The organism is Bacillus sp. YKCMOAS1, from assembly GCF_030268125.1.
GTDB lineage: Bacteria > Bacillota > Bacilli > Bacillales > Bacillaceae > Bacillus > Bacillus safensis.
Genome location: NZ_BSEI01000003.1, coordinates 465,469 through 486,787, shown reverse-complemented (window position 1 = coordinate 486,787; position 21,319 = coordinate 465,469). Strand labels below are relative to the sequence as shown.

At 41.2% G+C, this 21,319-nt stretch carries 21 protein-coding genes; 13 read left to right on the top strand and 8 right to left on the bottom strand.

From position 1 onward, the window contains the following. The first annotated feature begins 112 nt into the window (after nt 1-112). A complete protein-coding gene (lepB, locus tag QSJ46_RS11520) occupies nt 113-685 on the top strand; it encodes a signal peptidase I (RefSeq protein WP_029706712.1) in 573 nt (190 codons plus the stop codon). Nucleotides 686-748: 63 nt separating this feature from the next. On the opposite strand, the gene QSJ46_RS11515 is transcribed toward lepB, so the two are convergent. After that, nucleotides 749-1,024 carry a hypothetical protein gene (locus tag QSJ46_RS11515; protein ID WP_041084975.1) on the bottom strand — a complete coding sequence of 92 codons (276 nt, stop codon included), beginning with the start codon at nt 1,022-1,024 and terminating at the stop codon, nt 749-751. Nucleotides 1,025-1,167: 143 nt separating this feature from the next. Here QSJ46_RS11515 and QSJ46_RS11510 point away from each other — a divergent pair, with 143 nt between their 5' ends. After that, nucleotides 1,168-2,787 (top strand): ABC-F family ATP-binding cassette domain-containing protein, encoded by a 1,620-nt coding sequence (locus tag QSJ46_RS11510; RefSeq protein ID WP_048238833.1) that lies wholly within the window; start codon nt 1,168-1,170, stop codon nt 2,785-2,787. A gap of 38 nt (nt 2,788-2,825) precedes the next feature. Here QSJ46_RS11510 and QSJ46_RS11505 read toward each other — a convergent pair whose 3' ends face one another. The 3 genes from QSJ46_RS11505 to mreBH form a co-directional block, all read right to left on the bottom strand. Continuing rightward, on the bottom strand, nt 2,826-4,058 hold the full coding sequence (locus tag QSJ46_RS11505) for an aminopeptidase (protein WP_047203700.1): 1,233 nt from the start codon (nt 4,056-4,058) through the stop codon (nt 2,826-2,828). A 107-nt stretch (nt 4,059-4,165) separates the two neighbouring features. Further along, on the bottom strand, nt 4,166-4,297 hold the full coding sequence (locus QSJ46_RS11500) for a protein YkpC (RefSeq protein WP_003210922.1): 132 nt from the start codon (nt 4,295-4,297) through the stop codon (nt 4,166-4,168). 74 nt (nt 4,298-4,371) lie between these two features. Next, nucleotides 4,372-5,379 carry a rod-share determining protein MreBH gene (gene mreBH / locus QSJ46_RS11495; protein WP_285604732.1) on the bottom strand — a complete coding sequence of 336 codons (1,008 nt, stop codon included), beginning with the start codon at nt 5,377-5,379 and terminating at the stop codon, nt 4,372-4,374. 276 nt (nt 5,380-5,655) lie between these two features. Between mreBH and QSJ46_RS11490 the strand changes: the two genes are divergently transcribed. From QSJ46_RS11490 to ade, 5 genes are all read left to right on the top strand, one after another. Next, nucleotides 5,656-5,934: a transcriptional regulator AbhA gene (locus QSJ46_RS11490; protein WP_017359400.1), complete on the top strand. Its 279-nt coding sequence runs from the start codon at nt 5,656-5,658 to the stop codon at nt 5,932-5,934. A gap of 144 nt (nt 5,935-6,078) precedes the next feature. Beyond that, nucleotides 6,079-7,389 carry an ATP-binding protein gene (locus QSJ46_RS11485; RefSeq protein WP_285604731.1) on the top strand — a complete coding sequence of 437 codons (1,311 nt, stop codon included), beginning with the start codon at nt 6,079-6,081 and terminating at the stop codon, nt 7,387-7,389. A gap of 4 nt (nt 7,390-7,393) precedes the next feature. Next, nucleotides 7,394-8,230, top strand: coding sequence for a gamma-glutamylcyclotransferase family protein (locus QSJ46_RS11480; RefSeq protein WP_285604730.1), 837 nt, complete (start codon nt 7,394-7,396; stop codon nt 8,228-8,230). Nucleotides 8,231-8,267: 37 nt separating this feature from the next. Then, nucleotides 8,268-8,936, top strand: coding sequence for a potassium channel family protein (locus QSJ46_RS11475; RefSeq protein ID WP_008345123.1), 669 nt, complete (start codon nt 8,268-8,270; stop codon nt 8,934-8,936). 262 nt (nt 8,937-9,198) lie between these two features. Next, on the top strand, nt 9,199-10,929 hold the full coding sequence (ade, locus tag QSJ46_RS11470; protein ID WP_285604729.1) for an adenine deaminase: 1,731 nt from the start codon (nt 9,199-9,201) through the stop codon (nt 10,927-10,929). Nucleotides 10,930-11,021: 92 nt separating this feature from the next. On the opposite strand, the gene rnjA is transcribed toward ade, so the two are convergent. Together rnjA and QSJ46_RS11460 are read right to left on the bottom strand one after the other, a co-directional pair. Then, entirely contained in the window at nt 11,022-12,689 is a 1,668-nt protein-coding gene (gene rnjA / locus QSJ46_RS11465) for a ribonuclease J1 (RefSeq protein ID WP_012009818.1), read from the bottom strand. Between the two features lie 5 nt (nt 12,690-12,694). Then, nucleotides 12,695-12,904, bottom strand: coding sequence for a DNA-dependent RNA polymerase subunit epsilon (locus tag QSJ46_RS11460; RefSeq protein ID WP_008345114.1), 210 nt, complete (start codon nt 12,902-12,904; stop codon nt 12,695-12,697). 398 nt (nt 12,905-13,302) lie between these two features. Here QSJ46_RS11460 and QSJ46_RS11455 point away from each other — a divergent pair, with 398 nt between their 5' ends. Then, nucleotides 13,303-14,082 carry a Cof-type HAD-IIB family hydrolase gene (locus tag QSJ46_RS11455; RefSeq protein WP_285604728.1) on the top strand — a complete coding sequence of 260 codons (780 nt, stop codon included), beginning with the start codon at nt 13,303-13,305 and terminating at the stop codon, nt 14,080-14,082. Between the two features lie 38 nt (nt 14,083-14,120). Here QSJ46_RS11455 and def read toward each other — a convergent pair whose 3' ends face one another. Both def and QSJ46_RS11445 read right to left on the bottom strand, forming a co-directional pair. Further along, a complete protein-coding gene (gene def, locus QSJ46_RS11450) occupies nt 14,121-14,678 on the bottom strand; it encodes a peptide deformylase (RefSeq protein WP_024424751.1) in 558 nt (185 codons plus the stop codon). 111 nt (nt 14,679-14,789) lie between these two features. Beyond that, a complete protein-coding gene (locus tag QSJ46_RS11445; RefSeq protein ID WP_181286150.1) occupies nt 14,790-14,978 on the bottom strand; it encodes a YjcZ family sporulation protein in 189 nt (62 codons plus the stop codon). Nucleotides 14,979-15,211: 233 nt separating this feature from the next. Here QSJ46_RS11445 and QSJ46_RS11440 point away from each other — a divergent pair, with 233 nt between their 5' ends. From QSJ46_RS11440 to lpdA, 5 genes are all read left to right on the top strand, one after another. Beyond that, on the top strand, nt 15,212-15,880 hold the full coding sequence (locus tag QSJ46_RS11440; RefSeq protein ID WP_285604727.1) for a YkyA family protein: 669 nt from the start codon (nt 15,212-15,214) through the stop codon (nt 15,878-15,880). A gap of 409 nt (nt 15,881-16,289) precedes the next feature. After that, nucleotides 16,290-17,405 carry a pyruvate dehydrogenase (acetyl-transferring) E1 component subunit alpha gene (gene pdhA / locus QSJ46_RS11435; protein WP_024424754.1) on the top strand — a complete coding sequence of 372 codons (1,116 nt, stop codon included), beginning with the start codon at nt 16,290-16,292 and terminating at the stop codon, nt 17,403-17,405. A 3-nt stretch (nt 17,406-17,408) separates the two neighbouring features. Further along, on the top strand, nt 17,409-18,386 hold the full coding sequence (gene pdhB, locus QSJ46_RS11430; protein WP_039178226.1) for a pyruvate dehydrogenase complex E1 component subunit beta: 978 nt from the start codon (nt 17,409-17,411) through the stop codon (nt 18,384-18,386). 107 nt (nt 18,387-18,493) lie between these two features. Beyond that, entirely contained in the window at nt 18,494-19,834 is a 1,341-nt protein-coding gene (locus tag QSJ46_RS11425) for a dihydrolipoamide acetyltransferase family protein (protein ID WP_212039782.1), read from the top strand. Between the two features lie 4 nt (nt 19,835-19,838). Further along, on the top strand, nt 19,839-21,251 hold the full coding sequence (gene lpdA / locus QSJ46_RS11420; RefSeq protein ID WP_039178233.1) for a dihydrolipoyl dehydrogenase: 1,413 nt from the start codon (nt 19,839-19,841) through the stop codon (nt 21,249-21,251). Nucleotides 21,252-21,319 lie beyond the last annotated feature (68 nt).

Here is a 21,319-nt window from a genome sequence, read left to right as displayed (position 1 = left end):
AAATGACATATGATAAAGTAAAGTTATTCAATTCACGTTTCAAGTCTTTTAGCAGAAAGTCTTAGGAGGAAGCAGTATTTTGAACGAAGAAAACAAACAAAACGAAAATGAAATTCAATCTGATGCGAAGCAAGCCAAAACAGAGAAGAAAAGTTCACTGTTTGAATGGATCAAAGCCATTTTAATTGCACTTGCGCTCGTCTTGCTCATCCGTACGTTTATATTTGAACCGTATGTGGTGGAAGGAGAGTCAATGGAACCGACACTTCATGACGGGGAAAAGCTGTTTGTCAACAAAACCATTAACTATCTCGGTGGTGTGAAACGCGGTGACATCGTGATTATTAATGGAAAAGATGGACAGAAGATTCATTATGTCAAACGATTGATCGGCCTTCCAGGTGATACGATTGAAATGAAGGATGATACGCTTTACATTAATGGTAAAAAAGTAGATGAGCCTTATTTAAAAGAGAACAAGGCGCATGCGAAAGAGTATGAAGTGCATTTAACTGGAGATTTTGGTCCAGTGAAAGTACCGAAAAACGATTACTTTGTGATGGGGGACAACAGACTCAATTCCATGGACAGCAGAAATGGACTTGGCCTCATTGAAAAGGATCGTGTTGTCGGGACATCAGAATTTGTTTTCTTCCCGTTTGGCGACATTCGACAGACAAAATAAAAGCACCTTCTCAGAGGCCAGAGAAAGGTGCTTGAACGAGCGACCCTTACAGAAGGGTCGTTTTTAATTTGGCGTGAGCACCGTAACAATGATCACAATGGCTAGTACCGAAGCGAACACAGATCCGGTAATGGCTAAAACGGATCGAAACAATCCGATTTTTTGGTTTTCTTTTCCCCGCTTTTGTAAAAAGCGTTTGGAAAAGATGTGGACCAGTGTGTAAATGAGGACAAGCCCAATATAAAGACCAAAGTCCTTCGCATTAAAGCCTGTTGCAGATAAATAAATGCCCATAAAGAAAATCAATAAACAGTATTCCATCAGTGTGAGTAATCTCAAATCGCCCGAACTCCTTCAATCAATCATTCCCGTTTATTATACCATAATGGACAAAAAGCCTTCGTTCTTAGCGAGAGACGTTTCTATCAAACGTTATTCATGTTATACTTCATAATGATGAATGAGTGATGGAGGATTAATAAATGATTGCAGTAAATAATGTTAGTTTGCGCTTTGCTGATCGTAAACTATTTGAAGAAGTAAATATTAAATTCACTCCTGGCAACTGCTACGGATTAATTGGTGCCAATGGAGCTGGTAAATCAACGTTCCTAAAGATTCTTTCTGGAGAAATTGAGGCTCAAACGGGTGATGTTCATATGAGCCCTGGTGAGCGTTTAGCGATTTTAAAACAGAACCACTTTGAATACGAAGAGTTTGAAGTACTAAAAGTCGTCATCATGGGTCACAAACGTCTATATGATGTGATGCAGGAGAAAGATGCGATCTATATGAAACCTGATTTCTCAGATGAAGACGGGATTCGTGCAGCGGAGCTTGAAGGTGAGTTTGCTGAATTAAACGGCTGGGAAGCTGAAAGTGAAGCAGCGATCCTATTAAAGGGTCTTGGGATTCCAGAAAGCCTTCAATCGAAGAAAATGTCTGAGCTTGGCGGTTCAGAAAAGGTAAAAGTTCTTTTAGCTCAAGCTTTATTTGGTAAGCCTGACGTTCTTCTTCTTGATGAGCCAACGAACCACTTGGACTTAAAAGCGATCCAGTGGCTTGAAGAGTTCCTCATTAACTTTGAAAATACCGTCATCGTTGTTTCGCATGATCGTCACTTCTTAAACAAAGTATGTACACATATTGCGGACCTTGATTTCGGAAAAATCCAAGTTTACGTCGGTAACTATGATTTTTGGTATGAGTCCAGCCAGTTAGCGCTGAAACTAAGCCAAGAAGCAAATAAGAAAAAAGAAGAACAAATTAAGCAGCTTCAAGAATTCGTTGCCCGGTTTAGTGCGAACGCTTCTAAATCGAAGCAAGCGACATCAAGAAAGAAATTGCTTGATAAAATCTCTTTAGACGACATTAAGCCGTCTTCACGTAAATATCCGTATGTTCATTTTGCGCCAGAGCGTGAAATCGGAAATGATGTCCTTCAAGTAGAAGGTTTATCAAAAACGATTGATGGTGTAAAAGTACTGGATAACGTCAGCTTTATTATGAATCGCGAAGATAAAATTGCGTTCTTAAGCCGTAATGAGCTTGCTGTGTCCACTTTATTTAAAATCCTTGCTGGTGAAATGGAGCCAGACAGCGGATCATTTAAATGGGGCGTCACAACGTCACAAGCCTTTTTCCCGAAAGACAATAGTGAATACTTTGAAGGGAACGACGTTGATCTTGTTGATTGGCTTCGTCAATATTCTCCGAATGATCAAAGCGAAAGCTTCCTGCGTGGTTTCTTAGGACGTATGCTTTTCTCTGGGGAAGAAGTGAAGAAAAAAGCAAGTGTCTTATCAGGAGGAGAAAAGGTTCGTTGTATGTTATCAAAAATGATGCTGTCTGGAGCGAATATTTTGCTGCTGGATGAGCCAACGAACCACTTAGACCTAGAATCCATTACAGCGCTGAATAACGGTCTCATGAGCTTTAAAGGAGCTATGCTCTTCTCATCTCATGACCATCAGTTTGTTGAAACAGTCGCAAACCGGATTATCGAAGTGACGCCAAACGGCATCGTCGATAAACAAACAACATATGATGAGTTTTTATCAGATCAAGATATCCAAAAAAGACTTCAAGAGCTTTACGCATAAATCAAAAAAGACATCCATGTGTGGATGTCTTTTTTTGATTAAATCGCCCAGTTTCCATTTCGGAAGATCGGTTCGCGTTTCCCATCTTTTGTGATTCCATCAATATTCATTTCCTTTGAACCAATCATGAAATCAACGTGTGTAATACTGCTGTTCACACCCGCTGCATCCAATTCTTCTCGTTTCATTTCTTTTCCGCCTTCGATATTAAATGCATATCCGCTGCCGATGGCAAGGTGGTTTGATGCATTTTCATCGTAAAGTGTATTGTAATAAAGAATATTTGAGTTAGAAATTGGTGAATCATCTGGTACGAGGGCAACCTCACCTAGATAATGAGAGCCTTCATCTGTTTCAACGAGAGATTTTAAAATATCTTCGCCTTCTTTTGCTTTCACATCCACAATCCGGCCATTTTCAAAGGTTAATGAAAATTCATCAATGATGTTTCCAGCATAGCTGAGCGGCTTTGTGCTTGAGACTGTCCCGTTAACACCGTCTTTTTTCGGTACGGTAAAGACTTCTTCTGTCGGCATGTTGGCCATGAAGGAGACGCCGCGTTCACTTACGCTGCCAGCACCTACCCAAATATGCTGCTCTGGAAGTTCAATCGTTAGGTCTGTGCCCGGTGCTTCATAATGAAGCTTGTGGTAGTGGCGTTCATTGAGTATTTTGACCTTTTCATTTAATGACGCATCATGCTTTTTCCAAGCCTCAACAGGATCTGCTTGATCAGCGCGTGCGACTTTAAAGATTTGATCCCACAATAAAGTGACAGCTTCTTCATCTGTATGATCAGGGAAAATCTTTTTCGCCCATTCTTTTGATGCAGCACCTACGACCGTCCAAGCGACTTTGTCAGATTGAACGTATTGACGATATGTATGTAGTGCTGAACCAGCAGCTTTTTGCTGTGCAGCGATTTTTTTCGAATCAATGCCTCGCAGAAGGTCAGGGCTTTCTGACAGGATGGTAATAAAAGCACCGCCGCGTTTTGCGATGGTCTCCATCATCTGTGCTTCCCATTCTGGGAATTGCTCAAAGACATCCTGTGGCGCATGTTCAAATTTTAAACGGGTGAGAACACCATCACTCCAGCGGATATGTACGTTTTTCGCCCCGCGCTCATACGCGTGTTTCGCGACAAGACGAACAAGGTGTGCAGATTCAGTAAATGCGGATACAACCACTTCCTGCCCCTTTTGTACATTCACACCGACTTCAACGATGGTCTTAGCATATTGATCTAGTTGTTTTTCAAATGAACTCATAAAAAACCCTCCTTTAGTCATGTTCATCATATCAGATTTATGACCGAAAAGGAAAATGGGGAGCACGCTTAAAGCCAAAATAAAAAAGCCGCTTTCGTGCGGCTTTTTTAGCGGTTCAGTTGTTTCACAGGCTGTGCATTAGAAGGCGGCATATGTGAAAACGACAGGCTCATTCCCCCTAAAATAATACCCGTTAAAATGACTGTGACAACGACCCGTTTACCTAAATCAAGCAACATGTTCTTCCTCCTTCACGTTTATCCATTTCTCACGATATGATCGAAATGACGAAAAAAGAAGTAGAACAAGAAGATTATTTTAAAGTTTTTTGCAATTTGTCGATGACTTCTAATGAACGACCTGTTCCAATGGCAACAGACTCAAGTGGATTAGCTGCAATATGAACTGGAACAACAATCTCTTGAGAAAGCCATTCTTGAATTCCATTTAAAAGAGCGCCTCCGCCAATTAAAATGACGCCGCGGTCTACAATATCTCCGCTTAGCTCTGGAGGGCTGTCCTCTAATGTGGCACGAATCGCTTCTAAAATATGAAGAAGTGATTCTCGCATGGCGCCTTGAATTTCATGAGAGACAAGTGTGATCGTTTTTGGCAGACCTGTCACAAGGTCGCGCCCGCGCACTTCTAATGATTCAGGCTCATGCTCAATAAGGCCATACCCAATTTCCATTTTCACCTGCTCGGCAGTCCGTTCGCCGATTAATAGGTTATATTTCTTTCTGACAAACGTAATGATATCTTCATCCAGCTGATCGCCGCCAATTCGGATCGAATGACAAGAGACAACACCGCCAAATGAAATAATCGCAACTTCTGTTGTTCCGCCGCCAATATCGACTACGACGTTCGCAACAGGCTCGTCTACCGGAAGATCAGCACCGATTGCAGCTGCAACAGGTTCTTCAATTAAATGCACATGTTTTGCTCCACAGTTTTTCACAGCATCGCTGATGGCGCGGCGCTCAACAGCTGTTGATCCAGAAGGTGTACATACAACGACAGTTGGTTTTCTAAAGGTAAACCCGATATTTTTTCCTGCTTTTTTCATGATTTGTTTAAGTAAATCTGTTGTCATATCATAATCAGCGATAACACCGTCTTTCATCGGACGGATCGCAACAATTTTCCCAGGTGTTTTCCCGATCATTTCTTTTGCTTCTGATCCGACGGCAAGTACAGTCTTTGTTTCTGTATCGACTGCCACGACGGACGGTTCATTTAAAATAATTCCCTTATTTTTACTATAAACCAATATGTTAGCTGTTCCTAAATCAATTCCAATTTCGGCATTTTGAAACATGTTTTCACCCAATCTCTATTTTTGCTGTTTTAAACAATTTTACATTTAAAAGTTCAGAGGGTTGATGTCATTTGTGGGGGTTTGTGATCACCTTGAAATGAATCTGTAAAATTCAAGTATCATTTTGACAATCACAATAAATTTTCCCTTTGTTTTTTCTTTTATGAAAAAAATTTTTATAGAGGAGAAACCTTTTCAGAATCTCTTACGTCTACGATATATCAATTGGTGAAAAACAGATTGATCTTGAGCTAATGAAAGAAAGAGGGAACGAAATTGAAATCTATCGGAGTCGTAAGAAAAGTAGACGAACTAGGGCGTATTGTCATGCCAATCGAATTGAGAAGAGCACTTGATATCGCTATTAAAGACAGTATGGAATTTTTTATAGATGGAGATAAAATCGTCTTGAAAAAATATCAGCCAGAGGGTGTTTGTCTCATGACTGGTGAGATTACATCAGAGAACCATGAATACGGAAATGGTCAAATTACATTAAGCGCTGAAGGCGCAGAACTGCTGTTAAAAGAGCTGCAAGAAGCTCTTCAGCAGTAATCGAAATAGCCTGCTCTCTTCCTTTGTGCTGAGAACAGGCTATTTTTCTTTAAAAAAGTTCCTTAAAAATGCCCCATCTCCCTCAAAAAATAAGTGGAAAATGGTACAATTGACAAAGAATCTCAGGGCGGCAGGTGGAATCATTTGAACAAAACATATCAAGTGCGGATCGTGTTATCTGTTCTTGCATTTATCTTAATCATAAGCTGGGATTTCTTTTATTATCTAGGCGGCTATCAAATTAATTGGCCGCTCGATTTAGCCTTTACAGTCGTTGTGTTAGCAGGGATCTGGGTTGTCTCAGGATATATAGACCGCTTGACTTTGCTTGTGTCAGATCTAAATAAGAGAGAAAAAGAAGCACACGAACTGACAGAGCGGCTGAATCGAATTACAGATAACTTGCAGGAAATCGTCTTTGAAACAGATGAAAAAGGGCAAATCATTTTCTTAAATCAAGCATGGAAACAAATGACCGGCTATGACATAGATGAATGTCTAGGTACGATGTACAATCAGTACTTTGATCAAGAAGAAAGAGTTATTCAACATTTGTCATCTGTCATCAAAGAGCATAAAGATTCAGGACGGATCGAGCTCCAGCTTCTTCATAAAGAGGGAAAGAAAGTATGGGGAGACGTACATTATAAGCTCTACTTTGATGAAGAGCATCAGTTTACTGGAGGTATTGGAACAGTTGCAGATATTACAAAACAAAAGCTGGCAAAGCTTGAGCTTGAAAGGTCAAATCAACAATTGCAAATGCAGGCGCAAAAGCTGGCCGTTGCAGGACAAATCGCCGCTGGAATCGCCCATGAAGTCAGAAATCCGCTGACCTCAGTAAACGGCTTTTTGCAGCTGATGAAAACTCAATATCCTGAAAGAACCGATTATTTTGACATTATCTTTTCCGAAATTAAACGGATTGATTTTGTTTTAAGTGAACTGCTTGTGCTGGCAAAGCCGCAGTCGGTCCATTTTCAAGAAGTTCAGCTTCATGGACTGTTAGAGCAGGTCATTACATTGCTAAAAACCAATGCAGTCCTTTCGAATATTGATCTCAAACAGCCATTTAAAAAGCAGGATGCCGGAGCTATATTAGCAGACGCTAACCAAATGAAGCAGCTGTTCATTAATTTAATCAAAAATGCCATTGAGGCAATGCCTGAAGGCGGCAGCATATACATATCAACAGAAAAAGTGATGAACGAATGGAAAATTACCATTCAAGATGAAGGAAAAGGGATGTCTGAAGAGGATATTCAGAAAATCTATGATCCTTTCTTCTCCACGAAAACAGAAGGGACGGGACTTGGCCTCACCATCTGTGCAACGATTTTAAAAGATCATCACGGGAGAATGGATGTGGTCAGTGAGCTGGGAAAAGGTACAACTTTTCATATCTATTTACCTGTGTGTCAAAAAAGCAGACAGCAGCAAGGCGAGAGGACGTGATTTCATGAAGGCGAAAGCTTTATTTGTATATGGGACGCTTCTGCAGCATGAAGAACACCACGAGACATATATGAAAGAAAGCAGACTATTAGCTAAATCAGCTTGGATCAGCGGCAAAATCTATGATACAGGTCAAGGATACCCTGCGTGCGTTCCAGAAGAAACAAGCACAGTATATGGAGAATTGTACGAGGTAACCGCAAGCACGCTGAATAAGATAGATTTACTTGAGGAAGGGTATGACAAGCAGGTGGTCGATGTCATGACAGACCGGGGGCTGGTGGCGGCTATTACATACACTTTACCAAAACAGAAGGCATCAGCGCTGAAGGAAATCGAGAGTGGCTGCTGGAAGGAATATAAACTATGGCAGCAGAAGCCGGCATCCTTCTATTATTTTGCCTATGGCTCTTGTATGGATGATGCAAGATTTAAACTGGCAGAAGTCGATCATTATTTTAAACAAATCATCGGCGGCGGTGCTCTGAACGGCTTTACAACTAGATTTACATTGGTGAGGCCTGATGGGTCAAGAGCCGATATGGTAGAAGACGGCGGAGAAACAGAGGGCGTTTTATATGAGGTTCCTTTTGAGGCCATTCGATATTTGTACAAACGAGAAGGCGTATATGAGGGCACATATCGTCCAGCTTTTGTCGATGTCAAAATAGGTGATCAAATATATGAGGACTGTTTAACCTTTCTTGTTCTTCAAAAGAGCGAAGAAATTGCTCCACCAGGTCATTACCGCAGTGAAATTGAAAAAGGAGCAGACCTCTACTTAAGTGAAGCGTTCCGTAAAAAAATTCGCTCGCATATGGATTCATTAATCAAACCGTAGTAAAATGCATGGTAAGTGAGATAAAAGGAGTCTGAACATGAAAAAGGAATATGCAGTCATTGGTCTTGGACGCTTTGGCGGAAGTATTTGCAAAGCGCTGAGCGAAGAAGGACTTGAAGTCATGGCCATGGATATGAATGAAGATCGAGTGAACGAATACGCGAAAATTGCTTCACATGCGGTCATTGGCGATTCGACAGACGAATCGGTTTTAAAAAATCTCGGTATTCGTAATTTTGATCATGTCATCGTTGCGATTGGTGAAAACATTCAGGCCAGTATTTTGACGACGATTATGCTGAAAGAGCTTGGCGTCAAAATGGTCACAGTAAAGGCGCAAAACGACTATCACGAAAAGGTACTAAATAAAATTGGGGCTGATCGCATCGTTCATCCAGAGCGAGACATGGGCAGACGAATTGCACATAAAATCATCTCCAACAACGTATTAGATTATCTTGAGCTGTCAGATGAGTACAGCCTCATTGAAATCGTTGCCAACAGCAGGCTTGCAGGGCATTCTCTTTTAGATCTCGATATTAGAGCGAGATATGGCATTAATATTGTGGCGATAAAGCGTGGGAAAGAAGTGATTGTTTCACCACTCGCAGATGAAATGATTCAAAAAGAAGATATTCTCATTGTCATCGGGGCAGTAGCCGATATTGGACGCTTTGAAAAACGAGAAATGCAGAACGATTATTAAACACTCCGGAGCGGGGTGTTTTTTATATTGTTGTGTACACACAGGACGGACAGTGAGGAGAGAAGAAGACACTAAAAAAGGGTTGTTTTGTTCTGCATAAACAGCAAAAGCCAATCATCATATTTTTCGTGCAATTATCACTATTCAGAAATAAAAATCAGCCTTTTTATCTGGATGATTTTCTCTAAATGTCATTGACTGGGCAAACAGATTCGTTTACGATAAGAAACATTATATTGTTTACTTGGAGGAGGCAGTGTCGTTGGATAAGGAGCTTTTCAGACATCAAATTGAAGTAGCTGCAAAGAGAAAAAAAGCAGCCTTAGTGATTAAACATGCGAAGGTTATGGACGTGTTTAACCAGGAATGGATAGACGCTGATGTCGCTGTTGAAAATGGACAAATAGTAGGAATTGGAGAGTACGAGGGAGAACAGGAGCTGGATGCAGCAGGTCAAATGCTTGTACCCAGTTTTATTGATGGCCACGTTCATATCGAGTCCTCTATGGTGACCCCTGCTGAATTCTCCAAAGCTGTCGTCCCGCACGGTGTGACAACTGTCGTAACAGACCCGCATGAAATTGCCAACGTGTCAGGGATCTCAGGCATCCGTTTTATGCTGGAAGAAGCGAGAAAAGCTGCCTTAAATATTTATTTCATGCTGCCATCCTGCGTACCGGCAGTTAGTTTTGAACGATCAGGTGCTGTTTTAAAAGCGAAAGATTTAAAGCCTTTGTATCAAGAGAAAGAGGTTCTTGGTCTTGCTGAGGTGATGGATTACGTCGGTGTAGAGCAGGCAGAAGAAGATATGCTTCAAAAGCTGCTTGATGCACAAAACGAACATAAACTGATTGATGGCCATCTAGCAGGCTTAACAGACCGATTAATAAACGTTTACCGCACAGCGAGTGTCCAAACAGATCATGAGGTAACAACAGCCAGCGAAGCCCTTGAACGTGTAAAACGAGGCATGTATGTCATGCTAAGAGAAGGCTCTGTTGCCAAAAACGTGAAAAACGTTTTACCAGCTGTGAATGAAAAGAATGCGAGACGCTTTTTCTTTTGTACCGATGATAAACATTTAGATGATTTAATGTCGGAGGGAAGTATTGACGAACAAGTACGTATGTCTATAAAAGAAGGGTTAGACCCATTTTTAGCGTATCAAATGGGAAGTTTAAATGCAGCAGAGTGTTTTGGCCTCAAAACAAAGGGAGCCATTGCGCCAGGCTTTGATGCTGATTTTATGCTCGTCTCTGATCTTCATCAAGTCGACATCACCAGCGTATTTATTGCAGGAGAATTGGTGGCGCAGCATGGAGAGTACAAGCCAGGTGTCGAAAAAATTGTACCGAGTCCAGCATTATTACAATCTGTTCATACTATAGACGTTCAAGAGCAAGATCTGGCACTGCCTATCACAGCTCATCAAAAAATGAATGTGATCCGCATTATTCCGAATCAGCTAGAAACAAAATTAGAACAAGTCTCTCCTTCAGAAACGAACGGACAATTCACTAGTGATACAGAAAGAGATGTATTAAAAATGGTGCTTGTCGAACGCCATCAAGGCTTATCTGAAATGGGGATAGGGGTTGTCAGCGGCTTTGGATTAGAAAAGGGCGCAATTGCAACAACGGTTGCGCATGATTCTCACAATTTAATTGCGGTTGGCACAAATGATGCTGATATCGTAAAAGCCATTGACGTGTTAAAAGAAGCAGGCGGCGGTTTGACTGTTGTCAAAAATGGCGAGTCTCTTCATACGCTGCCATTACCGATCTCTGGTTTACTTTCAGATCAGCCGGCACATCTTGTAAATGAAAGCCTTCATGCACTCCATGAAGCGTTAAAAGAAACAGGCTTTACTTTAGATTTTAACCCATTTTTGACGCTGTCCTTCTTGGCACTCCCAGTCATTCCTGATGTGAAAATGACGACAAAGGGTTTGTTTGATGTCAGAAGCTTTCAGCATCTCCCAATTCAATCATAAAAAAGAGAAACCGCATATGTATATATGCGGTTTTTTCAATGAATGGTGAAAAAAAGAGACACAGCCAAGCGGCTTGTGTCTCTTTTTTGTGATTACACTTCCATAATAATCGGTAAGATCATTGGACGGCGTCTTGTTTTTTCATAAAGGAAAGGTGCAAGAGTGTCAGTAATTTCGTTCTTGATTTCAGACCACTGAGTTGTCTTACGTTCCATTACTTTTTCAAGATGCTTTGAAATTAAATCCTGTGCATCGTTGATAAGGTCTCCAGATTCTCTCATGTAGACAAAACCTCTTGAGATCAAATCAGGTCCAGCAGAGATTTTGAATTCTTTCATGTCCATGCTGACGACTACAATGACAAGACCCTCTTCAGAAAGAATGCGGCGGTCTCTTAAAACGATGTTTCCGATATCGCCAATACCGCTTCCATCGATATACACGTTACCTGATGGAATTTTGCCAGCGACACTTGCTTCGTCACCTTTCAGTGCAAGAACTTCACCGTTATCCATGATAAAGCAGTTTTCCTCAGGGATGCCGCAGTCATTCGCAAGCTTGATATGCGTTTTTTGCATGCGGTATTCACCGTGAATCGGCATAAAGAATTTTGGTTTAATTAAACGGAGCATCAGTTTTTGTTCTTCTTGTCCGCCGTGACCAGATGTATGAATATTATTAAGCGAGCCATGAATGACCTCAGCGCCTGCACGATAAAGCTGGTTTATGGTGCGGCTTACGCTAATATTGTTACCTGGGATTGGTGAAGATGAGAAGACAACAGTGTCTCCAGGGTTAATCGAAATCTGGCGATGAGTACCGTTCGCAATACGAGAAAGAGCTGCCATCGGTTCACCCTGGCTACCAGTACAAAGAATGGTTACTTTGTTTGCTGGAAGGCGGTTGATTTCATTATGTTCGATAAACGTGTTTTTTGGACATTTTATATAGCCAAGATCTTGTCCAATATCAATAGCAGACTCCATACTGCGTCCAAATACAGCGACTTTTCTGCCGTTGGCAACAGCAGACTCAATCACTTGCTGAAGTCTGTGAATGTTTGAAGCAAACGTGGCAAAGATGATTCGTCCGTCGACTTTTCTAAAGATGTCATCAATGCTTTCACCTACGCGTCTTTCAGACATCGTAAATTCTGGGATTTCACTGTTTGTACTATCAGATAAAAGACAAAGTACGCCTTCTTTTCCGATCTCAGCCATTTTTGTTAAATTGGCAGGCTCGCCAACAGGAGTAAAGTCAAACTTGAAATCACCTGTATGTACGATGTTACCAGGAGGTGTCTTGACGACAATTCCATAAGAATCTGGAATGCTGTGTGTCGTTCTAAAGAAAGACACAGCTGTTTTTCTAAATTTAATGGTATCTTCTTCTTCAAAAATGTGAAGTTTTGTTTGTCTCAAGAGACCATGCTCTTCCAATTTATTACGAAGTAGGCCGATTGCGAGTTTGCCGCCGTAAACTGGAATATTCACTTGCTTGAGAAGGTAAGGGATACCGCCGATGTGGTCTTCATGTCCGTGAGTGATGAAAAGACCTTTGATTTTATCTTCGTTTTTAACTAAGTACGTATAGTCAGGGATGACGTAGTCAATTCCAAGAAGCTCATCTTCAGGAAACTTAATACCAGCATCAATTAAAATGATTTCATCTTGAAATTGAACGCCATACGTGTTTTTACCGATCTCGCCTAAACCGCCGAGCGCAAAAACTGCCGCCTGATCGTTTTTTACAAATTTCATTCCTCTCATAGCTCCAATACTTTAAAATTTTCACTTTCTCGTTCATAGTCTAAAAAAGCACCGTCTACAGGCTGAATGAATTCAATGTTGTAGTTATGTTTTTTCAACTTATCGCGTACGTCTCTTTCAGAAACCGCTTCAACGTATAGTGAATCTGTGTGTTCTCTTACAGGTACCTCAGTAGTACTTGCCTGAAAAAATACCTTATATATCATCCAAATCTCTCCTTAAATACCGTATGTTACACTCGCTTATTCTATTATATTAAAAAAACGCGCATAAGAAAAGTCTCTGAGAAAAAAGGACCTTCGGCAAATGTGCGAAAGATCCCTTTAAGCAATCGATTTTTTACGAAGCATGTCCTTCCATTGTCTTCGAATTTTCTTGCGCAGACGACGAAGCATCACATGCCGCCTCCTTTCGGTTTGAAGTAAGCTTCAACAGCGTATTCCGATCTCTCTATATACTTGTATTATATGATGTTTCCGATGAATGTTACATGGATATATGTGGGAAAATAGGCGTTTTCAAAAGGAATTGGTTTCGAAAGCGGAAATCTTTCTGTATGATGAAAGGGAGTGTATATACATAACAAAGGGCAGGAGGGCGAGATATGAATAAAAAAGTCATCTTCTTTGATATCGATGGTACTTTATATGATCATGATAAAAAAATACCTGAGTCAACGAAGCGAGCGGTTCATTTATTAAAAGAAAAAGGTCATCATCTCTTTATTGCATCTGGGCGTTCTCCTTTTCTGATTCAGCCCATTTTAGAAGAATTAGGGCTTGCCTCATTCATTGCTTATAACGGTCAGTATGTCATGTATGAGGGAGAAGTTATTTACGGTAATCCGCTGAAGCAGGAGCTGATGGAGCGGATTTATGAGACAGCGGATCGTCATGATCATCCGCTTGTTTTTATGGGAGAAGAAACGATGAAGGCGTCTGTGCCGAACCATCCTTTTATCCATGAAGGAATCGGTACTTTAAAAACAGAGCATCCTGAGCACGATTTGTCTTTCTTTAAAGAAAACGACATTTTTCAAATGCTGTTATTTTGTAAGGCAGAAGAGGAAGAGCGATATAAGGCATTTTACGATGAGATTGACCTTGTCAGATGGCATGAGCTGTCAACAGATGTTCTGCCAAAAGGCGGATCAAAAGCTGAAGGAATCAAACGAGTCATCGAAAGACTTCCTTACGATCAAAAGGATTCCATTGCCTTTGGAGACGGACTGAACGATAGAGAAATGATTTCGTTTGCTGGAACAGGCGTTGCGATGGGAAATGCTGTGAGTGAACTGAAAGCATTGGCTGATTTTGTGACAAAGCCAGTAGATGAGGACGGCATATTCCATGCAGTGACCCATCTTGGCCTTATTGAAGAATAAAAAAGAAGACCCTTAGATGTAGGGTCTTCTTTTTTATGTTATGATCTGCCGATCGCAACAGAGTTTTCTGGCTCAGCGAAAGGCTGATCCTTTTGAATATGATCATAAAACATAATGCCATTTAAATGGTCAATTTCATGCTGAAAGACAATAGCAGGGAATCCTTTTAGACGGATATCAATGTCCTCTCCTTCAAGCGTTGTGGCCTTGACCCTGATTTTTTGATATCGAGGAACAAATCCAGGGATGGCTTCATCAACTGATAAGCAGCCTTCACCAGTAGCTAAATAAGCTCTTTTGACTGAATGACTGACAATACGCGGGTTGAACAAAGCATAGCTGTATTCTTCTCCGTCTTCATCCTCACAATGAACTGCGATCATCCGTTTACTAATATTGATCTGCGGAGCAGCTAATCCAACGCCGGGTCTTAGTCCGTATTTTTCAGCAATGTCAGCATCCTGACTGTTTTTGACGAATTCGATCATGTCAGCTAATTGCTGTTTTTCCTCTTCTGTCGGCGGGAGCTCGACCGCTTCAGCTGTTTGTCTTAAGACGGGATGTCCGTCCCTTACGATATCATCCATGGTAATCACAAAACTTCACTCCTATTTCCTTTGTATGTAAAGTATATAAAATGATACACAACATATGCAATGAAATAAAGAAGACCGGTCCTTTGAGACCGGTCAGAGGCTTAAACCGCCTTAGCAGCAGCCACCGCCGCCTAAGAATGCTGCGCCAACGATGATTAATAGGATGAAAAGCACAACGATTAAAGCGAATGTACGTCCGCCGCCGTATCCGCACCCGTATCCACCGCCATAACTTGGGTAACAACAGCCGCCGCCGTATCCATACCCGTAACCGCCGTATCCACCGTATCCACCATACATACTTCCATGACTATAATTAGACATACTTTTGACCTCCTTTGGAAATACACTCGGCCTCTCATAATTGAAGGCGAAGCGTGTAATATAAACTATGTATGAATGCACTATTTGTATAGTCATGAGCCTATTGCTTGAAAAAAATCTTCTCCGCCTCATCTGACTGACCTCTTTCCTTGTCACAAACGCCTATAAAAATTATAGTGGTATGTGGAGATGTAAAGGGGGACCTTGTGATGAGACAGATGAAAAGAAGCATGAAAGCAGGTGCTGCTTTGGCGGGGATATGTACCCTTTTGCTGACAGGATGCGGAGGTCAAAATCCATTCAATGACATGCAGGATGCGATGACGAAAATGAGTAAAAAAGAAGCATCCTTTGAAAAAGAGCAAGGTACACTGCAAAGCTATGAGAAAAAAGAACAGAAACTGTACACAAAAATGATTCAAACAACAAAGGACCATACAAAAACAGTGTCAAGCCTTTCTGATCAGGCGTTAGCATCGGCAGCGAAACGAGAAGAACATTTAAAAACAGAAAAAGACAGCATGGATGAATCGAAAAAAGAATTAAAAACGGTAAAGGAATCTGCCGCACGATTGCAAGATGCCGAGTTAAAAGAGAAAGCAGATCAAACAGTCAAATCGATCGAGAAACGATATGCATCATACGATCAGCTATACAAGGAGTATCAAAAGGCGCTGAAACAAGATCAGCATTTGTATCAATCTTTAAAGAAAAAGGATCTAGGATATGAAGAGCTGAAGTCTAAGCTGAAGACCGTCAATCGTTCATATAGCAAAGTCAGAAAAGAAAGTAAGAAGTTCAATCGATATACAGATCAATTGAATGATCATAAGAAGGCTTTGTATGAAGCAGCAGAACAAGAGTCAAAAAAGAGCTGAAAAACAGCTCTTTTTTTATTTTTCGACAAAAACAAACATTTTCTATTGTAGTACAGTAGTACACTCTATACTAGTACAGATTAGGTTGTTTGTTAAACAGATTGATACAGTTCACCATAAAAAGTAAAGCGAATACATTTATTTAAATAAAGCCGTTAAATCAATTGACGGACTATTTTTCTTGTTGTAAACTATTCCTTGTTAACAGAAGTTGTATTAGTTTTTTGTGAACTATCGTTAATACAGTTAGAAGGACTCAAAAAAGAGTGGTCAACCTATGTTTCGACAACGATCTTAGTGGCTATTATATACAGGAGTCATATGAGTGTTTTGGGTTATCCTATATCTGTATGTATAAATGGATTCACGACAAATGGACTGTTAAAAGAAAGGAAGAGGTGACTTTAGAATGGCTGCAAAAACAAAAAAAGCAATTGTTGATAGCAAAAAGCAATTTGATGCCATCAAAAAGCAGTTTGAAACGTTTCAAATTTTAAACGAAAAAGGCGAAGTCGTAAACGAAGCGGCAATGCCGGATCTTTCAGATGACCAATTAAAAGAATTAATGCGCCGTATGGTGTTTACACGTGTATTAGATCAACGTTCAATTTCATTGAACCGTCAAGGACGTCTTGGCTTCTATGCGCCAACAGCTGGACAAGAGGCTTCTCAGCTTGCAACTCACTTTGCACTTGAGAAAGAAGATTTCATTCTTCCAGGATATCGTGATGTACCACAATTAATCTGGCATGGTCTTCCGCTAACAAAAGCATTCTTGTTCTCTCGCGGACACTTTGTTGGTAACCAAATGCCTGAAGATGTGAATGCACTTTCACCGCAAATCATTATCGGTGCACAAATCATTCAAGCTGCTGGTGTAGCTCTTGGTTTGAAAAAACGCGGTAAAAAAGCTGTTGCAATCACTTACACTGGTGACGGTGGAGCTTCACAAGGTGATTTCTACGAAGGTATTAACTTTGCAGGGGCTTACAAAGCGCCAGCGATTTTTGTTGTCCAAAACAACAGATATGCGATCTCTACACCTGTTGAAAAGCAGTCTGCTGCACAAACAATTGCACAAAAAGCAGCTGCAGCTGGTATCGTAGGCGTACAAGTTGACGGTATGGATGCATTAGCTGTTTATGCAGCAACTGCTGAAGCTCGTGAGCGCGCTGTAAATGGTGAAGGTCCAACATTAATCGAAACTCTTACATTCCGTTACGGCCCACATACAATGGCTGGTGACGATCCAACAAGATATCGTACAAAAGAAGATGAAAACGAGTGGGAGCAAAAAGATCCATTGGTACGCTACCGCAAATTCTTGGAAAACAAAGGCCTATGGTCTGAAGAAGAAGAGAATAAAGTGATCGAAGATGCAAAAGAACAAATCAAACAAGCGATCAAAGAAGCTGACGAACAGCCTAAGCAAAAAGTCACTGACTTGATTGAAAACATGTACGATGTGAAACCATTCAACTTAGTTGAACAGCTTGAAATTTACAAACAGAAGGAGTCGAAGTAAGCCATGGCGCAAATGACAATGATTCAAGCGATCACTGATGCGTTACGCACAGAACTGAAAAATGACGAAAACGTTCTCGTTTTCGGAGAAGACGTTGGTAAAAACGGCGGCGTATTCCGTGCGACTGAAGGATTGCAAAAAGAGTTTGGTGAGGATCGTGTATTCGATACTCCACTTGCTGAATCTGGTATTGGCGGTCTTGCAATTGGCCTTGGACTACAAGAATTCCGCCCAGTAATGGAAATTCAATTCTTCGGATTCGTTTACGAAGTATTAGATTCTGTTTCTGGACAAATGGCTCGTATGCGTTACCGTTCTGGCGGACGCTGGCATTCTCCAGTGACAATCCGTTCTCCATTCGGTGGGGGAGTTCACACACCTGAGCTTCACGCTGACAGCTTAGAAGGTCTTATCGCACAACAGCCTGGTATCAAGGTTGTCATTCCTTCAACACCTTATGATGCAAAAGGACTTTTAATTTCTGCAATTCGTGACAACGATCCTGTAGTGTTCCTTGAGCATATGAAACTTTATCGTTCTTTCCGTCAGGAAGTTCCTGAAGAAGAGTACACAATTGAAATCGGTAAAGCTGACGTGAAACGTGAAGGTACTGACCTTTCAATCATCACTTACGGTGCAATGGTTCACGAATCACTAAAAGCTGCTGAAGAGCTAGAAAAAGAAGGCGTTTCTGCTGAAGTTATCGACCTTCGCACAGTAAGCCCGCTTGATATTGAAACAATCATCGCTTCTGTTGAAAAAACAGGCCGTGCGATCGTTGTTCAAGAAGCACAAAAACAAGCTGGTATTGCTGCAAACGTAGTAGCTGAAATCAATGACAGAGCGATCCTTAGCCTGGAAGCACCAGTACTTCGTGTAGCTGCACCTGATACTGTATTTGCTTTCTCTCAAGCTGAGAGCGTATGGCTTCCAAACCATAAAGATGTACTTGAAACAGCGAAAAAAGTTCTTGAATTTTAATTAAATGACAGAGGGGAAAAGAATTTATTTCTCTTCCCCTTTATCAATTACATGACCGTGTAAACATACACAACAAGGGTTCAACAAAATCTAGGAGGCGAAAAACAGTGGCATTTGAATTTAAACTTCCGGACATCGGAGAAGGTATCCACGAAGGTGAGATCGTTAAGTGGTTTGTTAAACCAAACGACGAAATCAATGAAGATGACGTTTTAGCAGAGGTACAAAATGATAAAGCAGTTGTAGAAATTCCTTCACCTGTTAAAGGAAAAGTATTAGAATTAAAAGTTGAAGAGGGAACAGTTGCAACTGTAGGACAAACAATCATTACGTTTGATGCACCTGGTTACGAAAATCTTCAATTTAAAGGCAGCGAAGAAGAAGGCGAAGCAAAAACTGAAGCTCAAGTACAAGGTACTGCTGAAGCTGGTAACGAGCCAGAGAAGAAAGAAGTAACACAAGAAGAAGCGGCAGCAGCAACTGGTGCAGGCGCACAAGAGCAAGTAGATGCTGATCCAAACAAACGCGTGATCGCTATGCCATCTGTACGTAAATATGCTCGTGAAAAAGGCATTGAAATTTACAAAGTTGCAGGTTCTGGTAAAAACGGACGTGTGTTAAAAGAAGATATCGACAGCTTCGTTAATGGTGGTTCTGCAGCTCAAGAAGCAGCACCTCAAGCAGCTGAAAGTGTGAAAGAAGAAGCAGCTCCTAAAGCGGCAGCAGCTCCAGTTCTTGAAGGAGAATTCCCAGAAACTCGCGAGAAAATGAGCGGAATCCGCAAAGCAATCGCGAAAGCAATGGTGAACTCTAAGCATACAGCTCCTCACGTAACATTAATGGATGAAGTTGATGTAACAAACCTTGTTGCTCATCGTAAACAATTCAAACAAGTTGCAGCTGATCAAGGAATCAAGTTAACTTACTTGCCTTACGTTGTAAAAGCTCTAACTTCTGCTTTGAAAAAGTACCCAGTACTTAACACTTCTATCGATGATAAAACGGATGAAGTTGTTCAAAAGCATTACTACAACATCGGAATTGCAGCTGATACTGAAAAAGGCTTGCTCGTTCCAGTTGTGAAAAATGCAGATCGCAAAGCAATTTTCGAAGTGTCTAACGAAATCAACGAGCTTGCAACAAAAGCACGTGATGGTAAATTGGCTCCAGCTGAAATGAAAGGTGCATCTTGCACAATCACAAACATCGGTTCTGCTGGTGGACAATGGTTTACTCCAGTCATCAACCACCCAGAAGTAGCGATCCTTGGTATTGGCCGTATCGCTGAAAAAGCGGTTGTTCGTGATGGCGAAATCGTTGCAGCTCCAGTCTTAGCTCTTTCCCTAAGCTTTGACCACCGTATGATTGACGGAGCTACTGCGCAAAATGCCCTTAACCACATCAAGCGTTTATTGAATGATCCACAATTAATTTTAATGGAGGCGTAATGTCATGGTAGTAGGAGATTTCCCAATCGAAACAGATACTCTTGTCATCGGTGCAGGTCCTGGTGGATATGTAGCTGCTATTCGTGCTGCACAGCTTGGACAAAAAGTAACAATCGTTGAAAAAGGAACACTTGGCGGTGTATGTCTAAACGTTGGTTGTATTCCTTCAAAAGCATTAATCAATGCTGGCCATCGTTTCGAAAATGCTAAGCATTCTGAAGACATGGGTATCAAAGCTGAAAACGTAACAGTTGATTTCACAAAAGTTCAAGAGTGGAAAGCTTCTGTTGTAAACAAATTAACAGGTGGAGTTCAAGGTCTTCTTAAAGGAAATAAAGTAGACATCGTTAAAGGTGAAGCTTATTTCGTAGACAGCAACTCTGTACGTGTAATGGATGAAAATTCAGCACAGACTTACACATTCAAAAATGCAATTCTTGCTACTGGATCTCGTCCAATCGAATTGCCTACTTTTAAATACACAGACCGCGTGATCAACTCAACTGGTGCTTTAGCGCTTAAAGAAGTACCTAAAAAGTTAGTTGTCATCGGTGGTGGATACATCGGTACTGAGCTTGGTACTGCTTATGCAAACTTTGGAACAGAAGTTGTGATCCTTGAAGGTGGAGACGAAATCCTTCCAGGTTTCGAAAAGCAAATGAGCTCATTGGTTAAACGTAACCTGAAGAAAAAAGGAAACGTTGAAATCCATACAAACGCTCTTGCAAAAGGCGTTGAAGAAAAATCTGATGGTGTCACTGTTACATTCGAAGTAAAAGGTGAAGAAAAAACAGTTGATGCTGATTACGTACTTGTGACTGTTGGTCGTCGTCCAAACACTGATGAGCTTGGTCTTGAGCAAGTTGGTGTTGAATTGACTGACCGCGGAGTTGTCAAAACAGACAAACAATGCCGTACAAGCGTATCTAACATCTATGCAATCGGTGACATCGTTGATGGACCACCACTTGCACATAAAGCTTCTTACGAAGGTAAAATTGCAGCTGAAGCAATCGCTGGAGAGCCAGCTGAAATTGATTACCTTGGTATTCCTGCTGTTGTATTCTCTGAGCCAGAACTTGCAACTGTTGGATACACTGAAGCAGAAGCAAAAGCAGAAGGAATCGAAATCGTTGCAGCGAAATTCCCATTCGCAGCGAACGGACGTGCACTTTCTCTTGATGCAACTGATGGCTTCATGAAAATGATCACTCGTAAAGAGGATGGTCTAGTTATCGGTGCACAAATCGCAGGTGTTGGCGCTTCTGATATGATTTCAGAGCTTAGCCTTGCAATCGAAGCTGGAGTGACTGCTGAAGACATCGCTATGACAATTCACGCTCACCCAACATTAGGTGAAATTACAATGGAAACGGCTGAAGTAGCAATCGGAAGCCCAATCCACATCGTAAAATAATGAACCTATGAAACCCTCTCCTTGATGGAGAGGGTTTTTTTGCGCCCTGAACACCATATGAAAAACCC

Bases quoted from the DNA above. Each gene is read 5' to 3' on its own strand.
- rnjA (WP_012009818.1), bottom strand. From the start codon at position 12,689: ATGAAATTTGTAAAAAACGATCAGGCGGCAGTTTTTGCGCTCGGCGGT.
- pdhB (WP_039178226.1), top strand. From the start codon at position 17,409: ATGGCGCAAATGACAATGATTCAAGCGATCACTGATGCGTTACGCACA.
- mreBH (WP_285604732.1), bottom strand. From the start codon at position 5,379: ATGTTTCAAAATGCCGAAATTGGAATTGATTTAGGAACAGCTAACATA.
- QSJ46_RS11460 (WP_008345114.1), bottom strand. From the start codon at position 12,904: ATGATATATAAGGTATTTTTTCAGGCAAGTACTACTGAGGTACCTGTA.
- QSJ46_RS11445 (WP_181286150.1), bottom strand. From the start codon at position 14,978: ATGTATGGTGGATACGGTGGATACGGCGGTTACGGGTATGGATACGGC.
- QSJ46_RS11440 (WP_285604727.1), top strand. From the start codon at position 15,212: ATGAGACAGATGAAAAGAAGCATGAAAGCAGGTGCTGCTTTGGCGGGG.
- QSJ46_RS11500 (WP_003210922.1), bottom strand. From the start codon at position 4,297: ATGTTGCTTGATTTAGGTAAACGGGTCGTTGTCACAGTCATTTTAACG.
- lpdA (WP_039178233.1), top strand. From the start codon at position 19,839: ATGGTAGTAGGAGATTTCCCAATCGAAACAGATACTCTTGTCATCGGT.
- QSJ46_RS11510 (WP_048238833.1), top strand. From the start codon at position 1,168: ATGATTGCAGTAAATAATGTTAGTTTGCGCTTTGCTGATCGTAAACTA.
- QSJ46_RS11475 (WP_008345123.1), top strand. From the start codon at position 8,268: ATGAAAAAGGAATATGCAGTCATTGGTCTTGGACGCTTTGGCGGAAGT.
- QSJ46_RS11480 (WP_285604730.1), top strand. From the start codon at position 7,394: ATGAAGGCGAAAGCTTTATTTGTATATGGGACGCTTCTGCAGCATGAA.
- pdhA (WP_024424754.1), top strand. From the start codon at position 16,290: ATGGCTGCAAAAACAAAAAAAGCAATTGTTGATAGCAAAAAGCAATTT.
- QSJ46_RS11505 (WP_047203700.1), bottom strand. From the start codon at position 4,058: ATGAGTTCATTTGAAAAACAACTAGATCAATATGCTAAGACCATCGTT.
- QSJ46_RS11455 (WP_285604728.1), top strand. From the start codon at position 13,303: ATGAATAAAAAAGTCATCTTCTTTGATATCGATGGTACTTTATATGAT.